We start from the raw sequence: 15,692 nt of genomic DNA, 5'->3' as shown, positions 1-15,692 counted from the left end.
GGAACGCGCCTGATGGCTCAGGCGCGCTTCACGAATTGTGTACCGGGGCTGTTCATGACAGCCCCGTCTTGTTTCTGATTTTCGACGAGAATGACTATGGCCCTCGACATTCACGCCCACCGCATCCTGATCCTGGACTTCGGTTCCCAGTACACCCAGCTGATCGCCCGTCGCGTTCGCGAAATCGGCGTGTACTGCGAACTGCACCCGTTCGACATGTCGGACGAAGCGATCCGCGAATTCGCCCCGAAAGGCATCATCCTCGCCGGCGGCCCCGAGTCCGTGCACGTTGCCGACAGCCCGCGCGCGCCCCAGGCCGTGTTCGACCTGAACGTGCCGATCTTCGGGATCTGTTACGGCATGCAGACCATGGCCGAGCAGCTCGGTGGCCGCGTCGCCGGTTCCGAATTGCGTGAATTCGGTTACGCCCGTGTCGACATCGTCGGCAAGAGCCGCGTGCTGGATGGCATCGAAGACCACGTCGACGCCGATGGCGTTTTCGGTCTCGACGTGTGGATGAGCCACGGCGACAAAGTCACTGAAATCCCGGAGGGCTTCCACGTTCTGGCCAGCACCCCGAGCTGCCCTATCGCCGGCATGGCCGACGACACCCGCGGCTACTACGGCGTGCAGTTCCACCCGGAGGTGACGCACACCAAGCAGGGCGGTCGCATCCTGTCGCGCTTCATCCTCGACATCTGCGGCTGCGAAGCGCTGTGGACCCCGTCGAAGATCGCTGAAGACGCCATCGCCCAGGTTCGCGCCCAAGTCGGCACCGACAACGTACTGCTCGGCCTGTCTGGCGGTGTTGACTCCTCGGTGGTCGCAGCGCTGCTGCACAAAGCCATCGGCGACCAACTGACCTGCGTCTTCGTCGACAACGGCCTGCTGCGTCTGCACGAAGGCGAGCAAGTCATGGCCATGTTCGCTGAGAACATGGGCGTCAAGGTGATCCGCGCCAACGCCGAAGACCAGTTCCTAAACAACCTGGCCGGCGAAAGCGATCCAGAGAAGAAGCGCAAGATCATCGGGCGCACCTTCATCGACGTCTTCGACGTCGAGTCGACCAAGCTCGACAACATCAAGTACTTGGCCCAGGGCACCATCTACCCTGACGTCATCGAGTCCGCTGGCGCAAAAAGCGGCAAGGCTCACGTCATCAAGTCGCACCACAACGTGGGCGGCCTGCCGGAAGAGATGAACCTGAAACTGGTCGAGCCACTGCGCGAACTGTTCAAGGACGAAGTCCGTCGTTTGGGTCTCGAACTCGGCCTGCCGTACGACATGGTCTACCGCCACCCATTCCCGGGCCCGGGCCTGGGCGTGCGCATCCTCGGTGAAGTGAAGAAGGAATACGCCGACCTGCTGCGTCGCGCCGACCACATCTTCATCGAAGAACTGCGCAAAGCCGACTGGTACCACAAAGTCAGCCAGGCCTTCGTCGTGTTCCAGCCGGTGAAATCGGTTGGCGTCGTCGGCGACGGCCGTCGTTACGCTTGGGTTGTTGCCCTGCGTGCCGTCGAAACCATCGACTTCATGACCGCACGGTGGGCCCACCTGCCTTACGAACTGCTGGAAACGGTGAGCGGCCGAATCATCAATGAGATCGAAGGCATTTCGCGCGTGACGTATGACGTGTCGAGCAAACCGCCTGCGACGATTGAGTGGGAATGATCAAATTCTGATCTGAACTCGTTATAACGTCGTAGCCTAAAGGCCGGGGGGCATCAACGCATCCCCCGGCTTTTTTGCATTCAAAGCTTCAAAGCCTCACCGCACCAACGTCATCCCCATCAGCTCCAGCGCCGACGTCAAATCCCCCAACGTCTCAAACCGACGGCCGCTCACTCGCTGCCACTTCGGCCGGTCGATAAAGACGCGCTTGCCCTCCCGCTTGATCTCGGTACGAACCGCCAAGCCTTCATTGCTGCGGTGAACGAGGCTCAACTGACCGTCACTGTCATCGAGGGTGAACATGCCCGCTCGAAGCAGTTTGTTCTCCAGGTTGAGATCGGTCTGGGGCGTGGCGACCAGAACCTGCAGCCGTAGATCACTCTGCACTCGTCCCGCACGACGGCCCACCGTGTCGGTCGTTTCTATGCCGGGGTCTGACGTCATTCCCGCTGACTCTGCCACACGAACGTCCTCAATGCGCAGCCCTACAGCCCCTTCCAGTTCTGCGACACCGGCAACACCCTGGTACGTATTGGCGTGGGAGTTACCCACAAGTGCCACCCAGTTGCCGTCGCTTCTCGCCCCTCGGTCTGCGTCGATCACACCCTTGGCATAGTAGTTCATCACCTTCTGCCGCAGCGTTTGCTCCGCACCTTCCATGCCGTCGACGCGGTAGCTCGCCATGCAGTCGATTGCCCGGATGCGCACGCGGTTTTCTTGCGCGGATTTGAGCACGGCCATGAAGGTGTACTTTCCGGTTGGGTCAGTTCGATGGCCTTTGTCCAGCGTCTTGATGTACTCCTCGAGCTGAGACGACAAAGTGCCGGTTCTCGAAAAAGCATCCAGATCAGCCTGATGGAAGTCGGTGAGCATGTGCTCTATGTAGAGGGTTTTCACCTTGAGCTTGGCGAGTAACGGCATCTGTTCAATGAGAAATTGCTTGCTGCCGATCCCGGCATGACTCTCGCCGATGACCAGGCCCGACGAGCGTTTGAATAGGCTCTTGAGAACGCTTTTGAGCGGCGCGTTGGCAGGCAGTTCGGGAATCTCTGGACGCTTTGGCTGTTCTAGCGTGTTGAAGAATGCGTTGGCGTCGTCTCGCAGATTGCGACGGATGCGCTTGAACTCGTCGTACGGGTCGGGCTTGTCGAAATCGGGACTGCGATAGCGATCGTCGACAAAGCGACCGCCATACTGCGCGCCATCCATGACCTCCGGTTTCAGCGCGTCGGGGATTTCGTATGGGCTGGGAGGGGTGGTCGTCTGCGGAGAAACGCCGACACCACGACCGGGCCACATCCTGCCGAGCACCTTCCCGCCGCCTGACAGGCCCAGGGGTGTGACAGGCTCCCACGTGCCGGCGCTGTTAAGTCGCACAGGCAAGTTTCGGTAAAACGAGAAGGGATTTTCCGGATCAATGATGGCCCAGGATTTGAGCTCGTTGATGTAGCGAACGGCGTAGGCGAAGCCATCGACCTCGATAAACGTCTCGCCCTGATCAGTCAGGTAGATGCCTTTCATACGGCCTTCGCGTATGGGTTCGAAGGCGTCCAGCAGCATGTTGGTCTCGAAGGAGGCCAGCCCATCGTTGCGTTCAAAGGGGTAAACGGATTCTGGTTCGAAGCCCGGCGTTTCCACGAATTGATCAATAGGCTCATCGACTTCGGGTACTGGTTCCCCCTCGGGTTCAGGCCGCAGCAACTCGCCTTCCGATATCGCTTCCCCGCCGACAAGAAAGGTGCTGTTGAACAGGACGTCGATGCTGGCCGTCACAGCGCCGATAACCCCCGCCTTGCGTTGCGCCGTGCTTGCGCCGTTCAGGGCCTGATCGATATTCAGGCCCATGTCGGCGATGCCCGCGCCGACGGCTGCCAGCGCAATCGGCCAGTCAATCGCTGCCAGCGCACTGGAAAGCTGAGAGAACGACCGCAGATAACCAATCCACATCTGTTTGCGCAGATCGCCGTTGGAGTGCAGCGCCAGGTCTGCGTCGGCCAACATCCGCGTGCGGATTGAGTCGCGCAGATGAGTGAACGGGTCGCCCGACACGTGCTGGCTGTGTTGATTGATCACGCCGGGATGCGCCCCGCCCCATGTGGTGTAAAGCACGTCCAGGCCGTGAAACAACCCGATGTTGTCGTCAGCCTCGCCGTAGGCTGACAGCGGGAAGTGACCCATGAAACGCGCGCGTCGCTCCGGGCGGTTGTTTTGCGACAGCAGCCACCAATGCAACTCTTCCGGATTCGCGAAAGCATGAAACGCCTGCACTTCGCCGGGGGTGTAGAGAATCTGTCGGCCGCCGGCGGTCACGATGCGCAGGATATCGCTGGCCTCGTAGCCGATCACGTCGAAGGTCCAGACGCTCGCTTCGGCGCTGGCCGGAGCGCTGGCTTGAAGGGTTTCCAGGCGTGGGGACTCGGGCGGTTCTACGTTCGCCGCGCGTAGGACGCTTCGCAGGTCCTCTTCGGTGAGCCATCCCGCGTGACGGTCTTCAAGGGCGCTGGCGATAAAGTTGGCCTTCGCCATGGTGCGGAAGTGATCGGCGAAGTCGCGCCAGAACGCCTTCAGCTTCTCGTGATAGCGGGATTTGAAATCCACCGACCAAAACTCGCTCATGACCTGAGCGGGCAACATCCTGACCTCGTTTCGCTCATCGAAGGCGTCTGCATCGGCGTCTGCGGTGTAGAACCCGCTAAGCATCTGCAGGGTGTCGGCGTTGTCTTGGTCGTGGGGGTTGAAACGGTGCATGACCAGCTGCGGGAGGGTCATCGACTGATAGGGCGCATCGCGGTGCTGCCAGCCATTGAATGATCGCGGACTGCTGACCGCCGTGTGGAAGCGGTGCCAGTAAACCGTGTCGGGCTCGGCGTCGTGACCGGTCTGACGCAGGAGGATTTCCCGGGCGATGCTGCGGGCCATTTCGCGCATGTCCGGGCAGGCCTCGACCAGACGCTCACTTATTCTGATGAGGGCGGTTCGATCCTGGTCCAGGGTTGCAGAGGACAGGTGATTAACTGCGATGGTCATATTCGTCGTCCTTGATGAACGGGAAGACAAGCTTGGCGTGATTGCCGATTCATTTGGCACTAAATATGTATTGCGTACGCGGTCTCCTTAAATTTCTGTAAGTGCAGGTGTATCGTGTCCGCCCCTCGCATCGTTCAAGGATGCGACCCGTCGTTTGAGGTTTTTTCGTACATGTCTTTTACCCGTCGACAGATACTCGGAGGTCTGGCCGGTCTTGCCGTGGTCGGGCTTGGCGCGGGCGGTGCCTCAAGGTATTGGCTGGGCAAGCGCGGGCCGGGCGAAGGGCACGATTACGAGCTGATCGCCGCGCCGCTGGACGTCGAACTTGTGGCCGGGCATCAGACGCCCGCCTGGGCATTCGGCGGTTCGGCGCCGGGCACTGAACTGCGGGTCAGGCAGGGCGAGTGGCTACGGGTGCGCTTCATCAATCACTTGCCTGTAGAAACCACGATTCACTGGCACGGCATCCGGCTGCCGCTGGAAATGGACGGCGTGCCGTACGTCTCGCAATTGCCGGTCAAGCCGGGCGAGTACTTCGACTATAAATTCCGCGTGCCGGACGCCGGCAGCTATTGGTATCACCCCCACGTCAGCAGCAGCGAGGAGCTCGGCCGCGGACTGGTGGGGCCGCTGATCGTCGAAGAGCGCGAGCCCACCGGGTTTGCCCACGAACGCGTGGTCAGCCTGAAGAGCTGGCACGTGGACGAGGAGGGCGCGTTTACTGAGTTCAGCGTCATTCGCGAGGCCGCACGCGAAGGCACAGCGGGGCGATTGTCGACGATCAATGGCGTGCCACAAGGCGTCGTCGAGCTGCCTGCCGGGCAGATCACCCGGGTGCGTATTCTCAACCTGGACAACACGGTGACCTATCGCCTGAACCTGCCGGGCGCCGAGGCGATGATCTACGCCCTGGACGGCAACCCGGTCAAACCGCGCCCGCTGGGCAAGGATTACTGGCTGGGGCCGGGCATGCGCATCTGTCTGGCGATCAAGGCGCCTGCCGTCGGTGAAGAGATCTCCCTGCGCAACGGCCCCGTACGGCTGGGCACCTTTCGCTCGGTCGCCAACAGCGATGCGCCGGGCGAATGGCCGCCTGAGCTGCCGGCGAATTCGGTCGCCGAGCCTGATCTGGCCACTGCCGAGAAGCTCAATTTCAATTTCGAGTGGGTCGGTTCAGTGTCGGTGAATGTCGACAACGGCAAACCGCCCAGCTTGTGGCAGATCAATGGCCAGGCCTGGGACATCACCGACAAGACCTGCGCCGACCGGCCGATCGCCAGGCTTGAACGAGGCAAGAGTTACATCTTCGAGCTGAAGAACATGACGCAGTATCAGCACCCCATTCACTTGCACGGCATGAGCTTCAAAGTCATCGCCTCCAATCGCAAGGACGTGATTCCGTACTTCACCGACACCTACTTGCTGGGGCGCAATGAGCGCGCGCGCGTCGCTTTGGTGGCGGATAATCCCGGCGTCTGGATGTTTCACTGCCATGTGATCGATCACATGGAAACCGGTCTCATGGCCGCTATCGAGGTCTCCTGATGCGTCAGCCGCCTATTATCGATCGCAGCCGCGATCAGCACTTCATGCGTGAAGCCCTGGCGCTGGCAGCGGAGGGTGCGTTGCTGGGCGAGGTGCCGGTCGGCGCGGTGGTGGTGCAGGACGGTGAAATCGTCGGCCGCGGTTTCAACTGCCCCATCAGCGGCAGCGACCCCAGCGCCCACGCCGAGATGGTCGCCATTCGCGCAGCGGCGCAGTCACTCAGCAATTACCGCTTGCCGGGCAGCACGCTGTACGTGACCCTGGAACCCTGCAGCATGTGCGCCGGTTTGATCGTCCACTCGCGCATCACCCGCGTGGTGTATGGCGCGACTGAGCCGAAAGCGGGGGTAGTGCAGAGTCAGGGCCAGTTCTTTACGCAGCCTTTCCTGAATCATCGCGTGCTGTTTGAAGGCGGCGTGCTGGGGGAGGAGTGCGGCACCATGCTGAGCGAGTTTTTCAGGATGAGGCGAGCGAAGGGGTAGCTGGAGCTGGGTTTGCTGTCAGGCCGTGTGAGTGAAATCACTACACCTCCAGCGCCTCGGAATCAGTCTTCGTGAGCAAGCTCACTCCCACAAGTCCTGTGTTTTTGAGGCCATCCCGGACAGTTTCTGACACTGACTAAAGCGGCGCTTTCTCTTCCGACGGCTTGGTCTTGTCCACCCCGGGTACATGCAGCGAGCCTTCCGCGACCTGGCCGCCTTCCATCTGCGGCTGCGTCACCCACGTCAGGATGTCGTAATAACGGCGGATGTTGGCGACGAAACTGACCGGTTCACCGCCCCGGGCATAGCCGTAGCGGGTTTTGCTGTACCACTTCTTCTGCGACAGACGCGGCAGCATCTTCTTTACGTCCAGCCACTTGTTCGGGTTCAGGCCTTCGCTTTCCGCCAGCTTGCGCGCGTCGTCCAGATGGCCTGTGCCAATGTTGTAGGACGCCAGCGCCAGCCAGGTGCGATCGGGCTCCTGAATCGAGTCGTCGAGCTGTTCCTTGACGTAGGCAAAATACTTGGCGCCGCCCTGAATACTCTGTTTGGCGTCGAGCCGATTGGACACGCCCATGGCCTGGGCCGTGCTCTGGGTCAGCATCATCAAGCCGCGCACGCCGGTCTTCGACGTCACGCCCGGCTGCCACAGCGATTCCTGATAACCGATTGCCGCCAGCAAACGCCAGTCGACCTGTTCAGCCTTGGCGGCGGTCTGGAAGTGCTTCTCGTACTTGGGCAGGCGTTCCTGCAAGTGCTGGGCGAAGGTGTAGGCGCCAACGTAACCGAGCACGTCGACATGCCCGTAATAGCGGTCTTTGAGTCGCTGCAGCATGCCGTTCTTCTGCATTTTGTCGAGATAGGCGTTGATCTCGTTGAGCAGGCTGTTGTCATCGCCTAATGCCACTGCCCAGCGCTGATCGCGGCCATCGCCAAGGTCGAAGCCGACGCGCACGTTGGGGAAATACACCTGGTTCATCGCCAGTTCGTTGGAGTCCACCAGGGTCAGGTCGATCTGGCCCTCGTCCACCATGCGCAACAGGTCGACGACTTCGACCTGATCGGACTCTTCGTAGTTGATGCCGGGGTACTTGACCTTCAGCGCTGCCAGTTGCTCGGCGTGGCTGCTGCCTTTAAGCACGAGGATGCGCTTGCCGACCAGATCGCCCGGATCGGTGGGGCGCGACTGACCGTTGCGGTAAACGACCTGAGGGGTGACTTCAAGATAGGAGTGGGAAAAACGTACCTGCTTCGCGCGGTTTTCGCTGCTGACCAGACCCGCTGCCGCCAGCACCGGCCCGCCGGGTTTGCCCATCTGATCGAACAGGTCGTCGAGGTTGTCGGCGGCTTCGATTTTCAGTTCAACGCCCAGATCGTCGGCGAAGCGCTTCACCAGTTCGTACTCGAAACCGGTTTCACCGTTGCGGTCCTGAAAATAGGTCGCCGGGCTGTTGCGGGTGACGACGCGCAAAACGCCATCCTCCTTGACTCGTTCCAGCGTGTTGGGTTTCTCCACACACGCGCCGAGCAGCAGGAAGATTCCGGTTGCGATGAGCCACTTGGCACAGCGTGGGCGGAAATCTGATTGGGAAAACATCGGTGCAGTATACGCAAAGCAGCCATACCGCCATATCTCGACAGCGCGGGTCGCGTCTGATAGAGCAGAGGATTTTTTACCTTCCGACGCAGGCAAGCGCTTGGAGCCGACATTCGGGTGCATCCCATGCCGTGGTTTCGGGTGCCGACGGTGAGTGATTAGGCTAGAATGCACGGCCTCAAAGCACACCCCCTTCCCGAGGCTGTCCCGACGATGTTGATCCTGCGTGGTGCTCCCGCCCTTTCCGCCTTCCGCCACAAGAAATTACTTGCGCAGCTGAACGATAAAGTTCCCGCTGTTAGTGGCCTGTACGCTGAATTCGCCCACTTCGCTGAGGTCAATGGCGTCCTGACCGAAGACGAGCAGCAAGTGCTTGCCCGCCTGCTGAAATACGGTCCGAGCGTACCGGTGCAGGAGCCTGCGGGCCGCCTGTTCCTGGTCCTCCCGCGTTTCGGCACCATTTCGCCATGGTCGAGCAAGGCCACCGACATCGCGCGCAATTGCAGCCTGACCAAGATCCAGCGTCTTGAGCGCGGCATTGCCTTTTATGTAGAAGGTCAGTTCAGCGACGCCGACGCACAGCTGATCGCCGACGCGCTGCACGACCGCATGACCCAGATCGTACTGGGTGCACTGGAAGAGGCCGCCAGCCTGTTCAGCCACGCCGAGCCCAAGCCGCTGATTGCCATCGACGTACTGGGTGGCGGCCGCGCGGCGCTGGAAAAAGCCAACGTCGAACTGGGCCTGGCCCTCGCCGAAGACGAAATCGATTATCTGGTGAATGCGTTCACCGGCCTCAAGCGCAACCCCCACGACATCGAACTGATGATGTTCGCGCAGGCGAACTCCGAGCACTGCCGTCACAAGATCTTCAACGCCAGTTGGGACATCGACGGCCAGAGCCAGGAAAAAAGCCTGTTCGGCATGATCAAGAACACCTATCAGATGCACAACGAAGGCGTGCTGTCCGCTTACAAGGACAACGCTTCGGTGATCGTCGGCAGCGTTGCCGGCCGCTTTTTCCCGAATCCTGAAAGCCGCGAGTACGGCGCGGTTCAGGAGCCGGTGCACATTCTGATGAAGGTCGAAACCCACAACCACCCGACGGCGATTGCTCCGTTTCCGGGCGCAGCCACTGGTTCCGGCGGCGAGATCCGCGACGAGGGCGCAACCGGCCGTGGTGCCAAGCCGAAAGCCGGCCTGACCGGTTTCACGGTGTCCAACCTGAACATTCCGGGTTTCGAGCAGCCTTGGGAAAAGCCGTACGGCAAGCCCGAGCGCATCGTGACGCCGCTGGACATCATGATCGAAGGCCCGCTGGGTGGCGCGGCGTTCAACAATGAGTTCGGTCGTCCGGCCCTGACCGGTTATTTCCGTACCTTCGAGCAGTCGATCAGCACGCCCCACGGCGATGAAGTTCGCGGCTACCACAAGCCAATCATGCTCGCAGGCGGCATGGGCAACATTCGCGAAGGGCACGTGCAGAAAGCCGAAATCACCGTCGGCGCCAAGCTGATCGTGCTCGGCGGCCCGGCGATGCTGATCGGTCTGGGTGGCGGCGCAGCTTCCTCCATGGCTACCGGCACCAGCTCGGCTGACCTGGACTTCGCCTCGGTACAGCGTGAAAACCCGGAAATGGAACGCCGTTGTCAGGAGGTCATCGACCGCTGCTGGCAGCTGGGTGAGGCCAACCCGATCGCGTTCATCCATGACGTCGGCGCGGGCGGTCTGTCCAACGCCTTCCCGGAACTGGTCAACGACGGCGGACGCGGCGGCCGCTTCGAGCTGCGCAACGTGCCGAACGACGAGCCAGGCATGGCGCCGCTGGAAATCTGGAGCAACGAGTCCCAGGAACGTTATGTTCTGGCGGTCAGCGCCCCTGATTTCGAACGCTTCAAAGCCATCTGTGAACGTGAGCGTTGCCCGTTTGCGGTGGTAGGCGAGGCGACTGAAGAGCCGCAACTGACCGTCACCGACAGCCACTTCGGCAACAACCCTGTCGACATGCCGCTGGAAGTGCTGCTGGGCAAGGCCCCGCGCATGCACCGTTCGGCCGAGCGTGAAACCGAGCTGGGCGACGACTTCGACCCAAGCGCCCTCGACATCGAAGAGAGCGTGCAGCGCGTGTTGCATCATCCGGCCGTGGCGAGCAAGAGCTTCCTTATTACCATTGGCGACCGCAGCATCACCGGTATGGTCAATCGCGACCAGATGGTCGGCCCGTGGCAAGTGCCCGTGGCGGACGTCGCCGTCACCGCAACCAGCTTTGACGTCTACACCGGCGAAGCCATGGCGATGGGCGAGCGCACGCCGCTGGCCTTGCTGGACGCTCCGGCGTCCGGTCGCATGGCGATTGGCGAGACCCTGACCAACATCGCGGCGTCGAGCATCGGCAAGATCTCCGACATCAAGCTGTCCGCCAACTGGATGTCCGCCGCCGGCCACCCGGGCGAAGACGCGCGTCTGTACGACACCGTGAAAGCCGTCGGCATGGAGCTGTGCCCCGAGCTGGGCATTACCATTCCGGTGGGCAAGGACTCGATGTCCATGAAGACTCGCTGGAGCGACGAAGGCACCGAAAAAACCGTGACCTCGCCGCTGTCGCTGATCGTTACCGGTTTCGCACCGGTCACCGACATCCGCAAGACCCTGACCCCGCAACTGCGCATGGACAAAGGCCTGACCGATCTGATCCTGATCGACCTCGGCCGTGGCCAGAACCGCATGGGCGCGTCGATTCTCGCCCAGACCCACGGCAAGCTCGGCAGCGTCGCGCCGGACGTCGATGACGCCGAAGACCTCAAAGCCTTCTTCGCCGTCATTCAGGGCCTCAACGCCGACGGCCACCTGCTGGCCTATCACGACCGTTCCGACGGTGGCTTGATGGCGACCGTGCTGGAAATGGCGTTCGCAGGCCATTGTGGCCTGAACCTCGAGCTCGATACGCTGACCGGCAAGCGCGAAAAAGTCGCGGCCATTCTGTTCAACGAAGAGTTGGGTGCAGTGATCCAGGTTCGCCAGGACGCCACGCCGCTCGTGCTTGCACAGTTCAGCGCTGCCGGCCTGGGCGAAGATTGCGTCGCCGTGATCGGCAAGCCGATTAACAACAGCGACGTGATCATCAGCCTGAGCGGCGACACCGTGTTCAAAGGTGATCGCCGCCTGCTGCAGCGTCAGTGGAGCGAAACCAGCTATCAGATCCAGCGCCTGCGTGATAACGCCGATTGCGCCGATCAGGAATTCGATGCGCTGCTGGAAGAAGACAACCCGGGCCTGAACGTCAAGCTGGGCTATGACGTCAACGACGACATCGCTGCGCCTTACATCAAGAAGGGCGTTCGCCCACAAGTGGCAGTGCTGCGTGAGCAGGGCGTTAACGGTCAGGTTGAAATGGCGGCTGCCTTCGACCGCGCCGGTTTCGCCTCGGTCGACGTGCACATGAGCGACATCCTCGCCGGTCGCGTCGACCTCAATGACTTCAAAGGTCTGGTGGCGTGCGGTGGTTTCTCCTACGGCGACGTACTGGGTGCCGGCGAAGGCTGGGCCAAGTCCGCGCTGTTCAACAGCCGTGCACGGGATGCGTTCCAGGGCTTCTTCGCCCGCAGCGACAGCTTCGCGCTGGGTGTCTGCAACGGTTGCCAGATGATGTCCAACCTCAGCGAACTGATCCCGGGCAGCGAGTTCTGGCCGCACTTCGTGCGCAACCGCTCGGAGCAGTTCGAAGCGCGCGTGGCGATGGTCGAAATCCAGAAGTCGGCGTCGATCTTCCTGCAAGGTATGGCCGGCTCGCACATGCCGATCGCCATCGCGCACGGTGAGGGTCACGCCGAGTTCAAGACCCCTGAAGCGCTGATTGAAACCGATCTGTCCGGCTCCGTTGCCGTGCGTTTCGTGGACAATCACGGCAAGGTCACTGAAACCTATCCCGCCAACCCGAACGGCTCGCCCCGTGGTATCGCGGGTCTGACCACGCTCGACGGTCGCGTCACCATCATGATGCCGCACCCTGAGCGTGTGTTCCGCGCCGTGACCAACTCGTGGCGTCCGGATGAGTGGGCTGAAGATGGCGCGTGGATGCGCATGTTCCGTAACGCGCGCGTCTGGGTTAACTGATCGCTGATGTACAAGCTGGCGTTCTTTGTGCCACCGAGCCATGTGGAGCAGGTCAAAAACGCGTTGTTCGCCGCCGGTGCGGGGCGAATCGGCGCGTATGACTGCTGCTCATGGCAGGTGCTCGGGCAAGGCCAGTTTCGCCCGCTGGACGGCAGTCAGCCGTTCATCGGGCACGCCGGCGAGGTCGAGCAAGTTCAGGAATGGAAGGTCGAGCTTGTCGTGTCAGATGAGCTGATCGGGCAGGCGGTTGCTGCGTTGAAGGCCATTCATCCTTACGAAGTACCGGCTTATGACGTGTGGAAACTGGAAGATATCTAGCTTTCCCCGCAGCCTTGCTTTAGACAGATGCTTTCTGCATGACCCCCGTAGATACTTACGGCCTGATCTCGATCATCGTGCCGTCTTTCACCAGATCCCACACTTCACGAATATCGCTGTTGCGCATCGCGATGCAGCCGTTCGTCCAGTCGAGCGTGTGGAAATACCACTCCGGGTAATCGTCATTGATCGGCGTACCGTGGATCATGATCATGCTGCCGGGCTTCACGCCTTCGCGACGGGCGCGTGCGGCATCGGAAATGTTGGGGTAGGAAATGTGCATCGACAGGTTGTAGGCGTCGCTGGTCTTGCGCCAGTCGAGCCAGTAGAAACCTTCCGGTGTGCGCTGGTCTCCCTCTTGCAGTTTCGGTCCGATGGGCGCTTTGCCCAGTGAGATTCGATAGGTCTTCAGCGCCTCGCCACGGCTGATCAGCTGCAGCTGATGCGCGGATTTGAGCACCAGCACCTTATCGATGGTCCGGTCCGCGATGTTCTGGGTGTCGACAACCTTACCGCCGACGAACTTCTGTTCGCTGCCTTTGGGCACGATGGTCTGAGTGAACGCAGCCTGGGACATCGGCACAACCGACAGGCATAAAACGGCAAGCAACCAACGCATGAAAAGGGTATCCCTGAAGCCTGCGCGGCAATCGCGCGCCGTCGTCTTGATCAAGTGGTTTTATGAGGAGGTGTGACGGACAGGCAATCGGTGTGCACCTGGAAATCCTGCTGCCGCCGGTCGCGGAAAAAGCATTCTAGGGTACGTCTGACGGTCTGGAAAGCCAGCTCCGACCACGGGATATCGGCTTCGTCGAACAACTTCACTTCCAGGCTTTCGATGCCGGCCGCGAACTCCGGTCTGACCAGGTTCGAGCGGTAGAAGATGTGCACCTGGTTGATGTGCGGCACATCGATCATTGAATACAGCTGCAGGTCCTCGACCTCCGCGCAGGCTTCTTCAAGTGTCTCGCGGCGCGCGGCCTGCTCGACACTTTCGCCGTTTTCCATGAAACCGGCGGGTAACGTCCAGTAACCCAGTCGTGGTTCGATGGCGCGACGGCACAGCAACACTTTCTCGCCCCACACCGGCACGACGCCGGCCACGATGTTGGGGTTCTGGTAGTGAATGGTGTCGCAATGTTCACACACGTAACGCGGGCGGCTGTCGCCCTCGGGGATACGCTGGATGACCTGTTCGCCGCAGTTGCTGCAGAATTTCATGATCGAATCGGGTTCCTGTTGGCAGCGGCTATCTTGAGCTGTAGCGCGGGTGGACGGCAAGAGGCGTCTTGCGCGGGCGGGTTGTCCTACAAGACTTGGGCGCATCGTCGCTTTGGTGCATGATGCCGGGCAGGCAACCGATCGAGAATTCCCATGCTGGATGAGCTACTTCACCGTATGAGCAGCCACACGCCGGTGATGCTGGAAACGGACGCGCGCTTTCCCGAGGCCGCCGTGCTTCTGCCCATCACCCGCAGCGCAGAGCCCGAACTGGTGCTGACCCTGCGCGCCAGCGGCCTGTCGACCCACGGCGGCGAAGTGGCCTTTCCGGGCGGACGGCGTGATCCGGAAGACCCTGACCTGATCTTCACGGCGCTGCGCGAAGCCCAAGAGGAAATCGGTTTGCCACCGGGTCTCGTGGAGGTGATCGGCCCGCTGAGTCCGTTGATCTCCAAGCACGGCATCAAAGTGACGCCCTACGTCGGCGTTATTCCCGACTTCGTTGAATACACCCCTAATGATGGCGAGATCGCGGCGGTCTTCAGCGTGCCGCTGGATTTCTTCCGCCAGGATGCGCGCGAACACACCCACCGCATCGACTATCAAGGGCGCAGCTGGTACGTGCCGAGTTACCGCTTCGGCGAGTACAAGATCTGGGGCCTGACCGCGATCATGATCGTCGAGCTGATGAACCTGTTGTTCGACAGCGGCATCGACCTCAACGAACCGCCCAAACGATCAATCATCCACACGCTGAAATCCTGAGCCACGGCCGCGCCGAGCGATGAGAACCGAGCCATGAGAACCGAGCCATGAGGAGCAGACCATGAAGTACCGCCTGGGCGATGCCCGCGTCGACGCGCACGCCAGCAGTTGGATCGCGCCGACAGCCACTGTCATCGGTAATGTGCGCTTGCAGGCCAACGCCAGCGTCTGGTTTGGCGCCGTGCTGCGCGGCGACAACGAGCTGATCGACATCGGCGAGAACAGCAACGTGCAGGACGGCACCGTCATGCACACCGACATGGGCTCGCCGCTGACCATCGGCCGCAACGTGACCATCGGCCACAACGCGATGCTGCATGGTTGCAGCGTGGGTGACAGCACGCTCATCGGCATTAACTCGGTCATCCTCAACGGCGCGAAGATCGGCAAACATTGCATCATCGGCGCCAACTCGCTGATCGGTGAAGGCAAGGTGATTCCCGACGGTTCGCTGGTCATGGGCTCGCCGGGCAAGATCGTCCGCGAGCTGACTGACGCACAGAAGCAGATGCTCGACGCCAGCGCCGCTCACTACGTCCACAACGCCCAGCGCTACGCGCGTGACCTGGCCCCGCAGGAAGATTGATGTCCAGCGCCGAACCCCCCATCCATGCAGCACCCGTCGATGAACAGCCGATCCATGAAAAGCCGGTCCGCTCTCCCTGTGTGAGCATTTGCGCACTGGACGACGCCGACATCTGCACCGGTTGCCAGCGCACCGTGGCCGAGATCACCGGCTGGAGCCGAATGGACAACCAGGCGCGCCGTGCCGTGTTGCTCGCCTGCGATGAGCGGGCGAGGGCGAGCGGGATGATGTTTCAGGTGAGTGGCAACAGCCCTCGACGTTGAATCAACCCTGCGCCGCTGCATCCCATTCCCCGGCCTTCATGGTAAATTGCGCGCCTTTCTACCTGCGGTTGCTTGCACACGGCGAGCAACCCTCGACCTGC

General features: G+C 61.3%; 12 protein-coding genes. 8 read left to right on the top strand and 4 right to left on the bottom strand.

Annotated features, from left to right (window positions below; all coding sequences use genetic code 11):
- Window positions 1–96 precede the first annotated feature (96 nt).
- Window positions 97–1,674, top strand: a complete 1,578-nt coding sequence (gene guaA, locus AC07VF_RS09425; RefSeq protein WP_495007888.1) for a glutamine-hydrolyzing GMP synthase — start codon at window positions 97–99, stop codon at window positions 1,672–1,674.
- Between the two features lie 96 nt (window positions 1,675–1,770).
- On the opposite strand, the gene AC07VF_RS09420 is transcribed toward guaA, so the two are convergent.
- A complete protein-coding gene (locus AC07VF_RS09420) occupies window positions 1,771–4,701 on the bottom strand; it encodes a membrane-targeted effector domain-containing toxin (RefSeq protein WP_495007887.1) in 2,931 nt (976 codons plus the stop codon).
- Between the two features lie 171 nt (window positions 4,702–4,872).
- On the opposite strand from AC07VF_RS09420, the gene AC07VF_RS09415 reads away from it, so the two are divergent.
- Together AC07VF_RS09415 and tadA are read left to right on the top strand one after the other, a co-directional pair.
- Entirely contained in the window at window positions 4,873–6,246 is a 1,374-nt protein-coding gene (locus AC07VF_RS09415; protein ID WP_495007886.1) for a multicopper oxidase family protein, read from the top strand.
- Window positions 6,246–6,728 carry a tRNA adenosine(34) deaminase TadA gene (gene tadA / locus AC07VF_RS09410; protein ID WP_346630042.1) on the top strand — a complete coding sequence of 161 codons (483 nt, stop codon included), beginning with the start codon at window positions 6,246–6,248 and terminating at the stop codon, window positions 6,726–6,728. Before AC07VF_RS09415 ends, tadA begins: the two co-directional genes overlap by 1 nt.
- A 136-nt stretch (window positions 6,729–6,864) precedes the next feature.
- On the opposite strand, the gene mltF is transcribed toward tadA, so the two are convergent.
- On the bottom strand, window positions 6,865–8,325 hold the full coding sequence (gene mltF, locus AC07VF_RS09405; RefSeq protein ID WP_282370268.1) for a membrane-bound lytic murein transglycosylase MltF: 1,461 nt from the start codon (window positions 8,323–8,325) through the stop codon (window positions 6,865–6,867).
- Window positions 8,326–8,538: 213 nt separating this feature from the next.
- On the opposite strand from mltF, the gene purL reads away from it, so the two are divergent.
- Both purL and AC07VF_RS09395 read left to right on the top strand, forming a co-directional pair.
- On the top strand, window positions 8,539–12,438 hold the full coding sequence (gene purL / locus AC07VF_RS09400; RefSeq protein ID WP_495007885.1) for a phosphoribosylformylglycinamidine synthase: 3,900 nt from the start codon (window positions 8,539–8,541) through the stop codon (window positions 12,436–12,438).
- Window positions 12,439–12,444: 6 nt separating this feature from the next.
- Window positions 12,445–12,756 carry an NGG1p interacting factor NIF3 gene (locus tag AC07VF_RS09395; protein WP_495007884.1) on the top strand — a complete coding sequence of 104 codons (312 nt, stop codon included), beginning with the start codon at window positions 12,445–12,447 and terminating at the stop codon, window positions 12,754–12,756.
- Between the two features lie 55 nt (window positions 12,757–12,811).
- On the opposite strand, the gene AC07VF_RS09390 is transcribed toward AC07VF_RS09395, so the two are convergent.
- Window positions 12,812–13,375: a L,D-transpeptidase family protein gene (locus AC07VF_RS09390; RefSeq protein WP_192170762.1), complete on the bottom strand. Its 564-nt coding sequence runs from the start codon at window positions 13,373–13,375 to the stop codon at window positions 12,812–12,814.
- Between the two features lie 50 nt (window positions 13,376–13,425).
- Window positions 13,426–13,977: an NUDIX hydrolase gene (locus tag AC07VF_RS09385; RefSeq protein WP_192170763.1), complete on the bottom strand. Its 552-nt coding sequence runs from the start codon at window positions 13,975–13,977 to the stop codon at window positions 13,426–13,428.
- 153 nt (window positions 13,978–14,130) lie between these two features.
- On the opposite strand from AC07VF_RS09385, the gene AC07VF_RS09380 reads away from it, so the two are divergent.
- From AC07VF_RS09380 to AC07VF_RS09370, 3 genes are all read left to right on the top strand, one after another.
- Entirely contained in the window at window positions 14,131–14,742 is a 612-nt protein-coding gene (locus AC07VF_RS09380) for a CoA pyrophosphatase (RefSeq protein ID WP_192170764.1), read from the top strand.
- Between the two features lie 61 nt (window positions 14,743–14,803).
- Window positions 14,804–15,328 (top strand): gamma carbonic anhydrase family protein, encoded by a 525-nt coding sequence (locus tag AC07VF_RS09375; RefSeq protein ID WP_192170765.1) that lies wholly within the window; start codon window positions 14,804–14,806, stop codon window positions 15,326–15,328.
- Window positions 15,328–15,591 carry a DUF1289 domain-containing protein gene (locus AC07VF_RS09370; RefSeq protein WP_495007883.1) on the top strand — a complete coding sequence of 88 codons (264 nt, stop codon included), beginning with the start codon at window positions 15,328–15,330 and terminating at the stop codon, window positions 15,589–15,591. Before AC07VF_RS09375 ends, AC07VF_RS09370 begins: the two co-directional genes overlap by 1 nt.
- The last annotated feature ends 101 nt before the right edge of the window (window positions 15,592–15,692 follow it).

This window comes from Pseudomonas sp. GW821-FHT02H06, from assembly GCF_059421525.1.
Note: the sequence above shows the minus strand (reverse complement) of the source record. Positions and strands in the feature narration are given on the sequence as shown.

What these genes read in the sequence shown, in the direction of transcription:
- guaA (WP_495007888.1), top strand. Translation starts at nt 97, where the DNA reads ATGGCCCTCGACATTCACGCCCACCGCATCCTGATCCTGGACTTCGGT.
- AC07VF_RS09420 (WP_495007887.1), bottom strand. Translation starts at nt 4,701, where the DNA reads ATGACCATCGCAGTTAATCACCTGTCCTCTGCAACCCTGGACCAGGAT.
- AC07VF_RS09415 (WP_495007886.1), top strand. Translation starts at nt 4,873, where the DNA reads ATGTCTTTTACCCGTCGACAGATACTCGGAGGTCTGGCCGGTCTTGCC.
- tadA (WP_346630042.1), top strand. Translation starts at nt 6,246, where the DNA reads ATGCGTCAGCCGCCTATTATCGATCGCAGCCGCGATCAGCACTTCATG.
- mltF (WP_282370268.1), bottom strand. Translation starts at nt 8,325, where the DNA reads ATGTTTTCCCAATCAGATTTCCGCCCACGCTGTGCCAAGTGGCTCATC.
- purL (WP_495007885.1), top strand. Translation starts at nt 8,539, where the DNA reads ATGTTGATCCTGCGTGGTGCTCCCGCCCTTTCCGCCTTCCGCCACAAG.
- AC07VF_RS09395 (WP_495007884.1), top strand. Translation starts at nt 12,445, where the DNA reads ATGTACAAGCTGGCGTTCTTTGTGCCACCGAGCCATGTGGAGCAGGTC.
- AC07VF_RS09390 (WP_192170762.1), bottom strand. Translation starts at nt 13,375, where the DNA reads ATGCGTTGGTTGCTTGCCGTTTTATGCCTGTCGGTTGTGCCGATGTCC.
- AC07VF_RS09385 (WP_192170763.1), bottom strand. Translation starts at nt 13,977, where the DNA reads ATGAAATTCTGCAGCAACTGCGGCGAACAGGTCATCCAGCGTATCCCC.
- AC07VF_RS09380 (WP_192170764.1), top strand. Translation starts at nt 14,131, where the DNA reads ATGCTGGATGAGCTACTTCACCGTATGAGCAGCCACACGCCGGTGATG.
- AC07VF_RS09375 (WP_192170765.1), top strand. Translation starts at nt 14,804, where the DNA reads ATGAAGTACCGCCTGGGCGATGCCCGCGTCGACGCGCACGCCAGCAGT.
- AC07VF_RS09370 (WP_495007883.1), top strand. Translation starts at nt 15,328, where the DNA reads ATGTCCAGCGCCGAACCCCCCATCCATGCAGCACCCGTCGATGAACAG.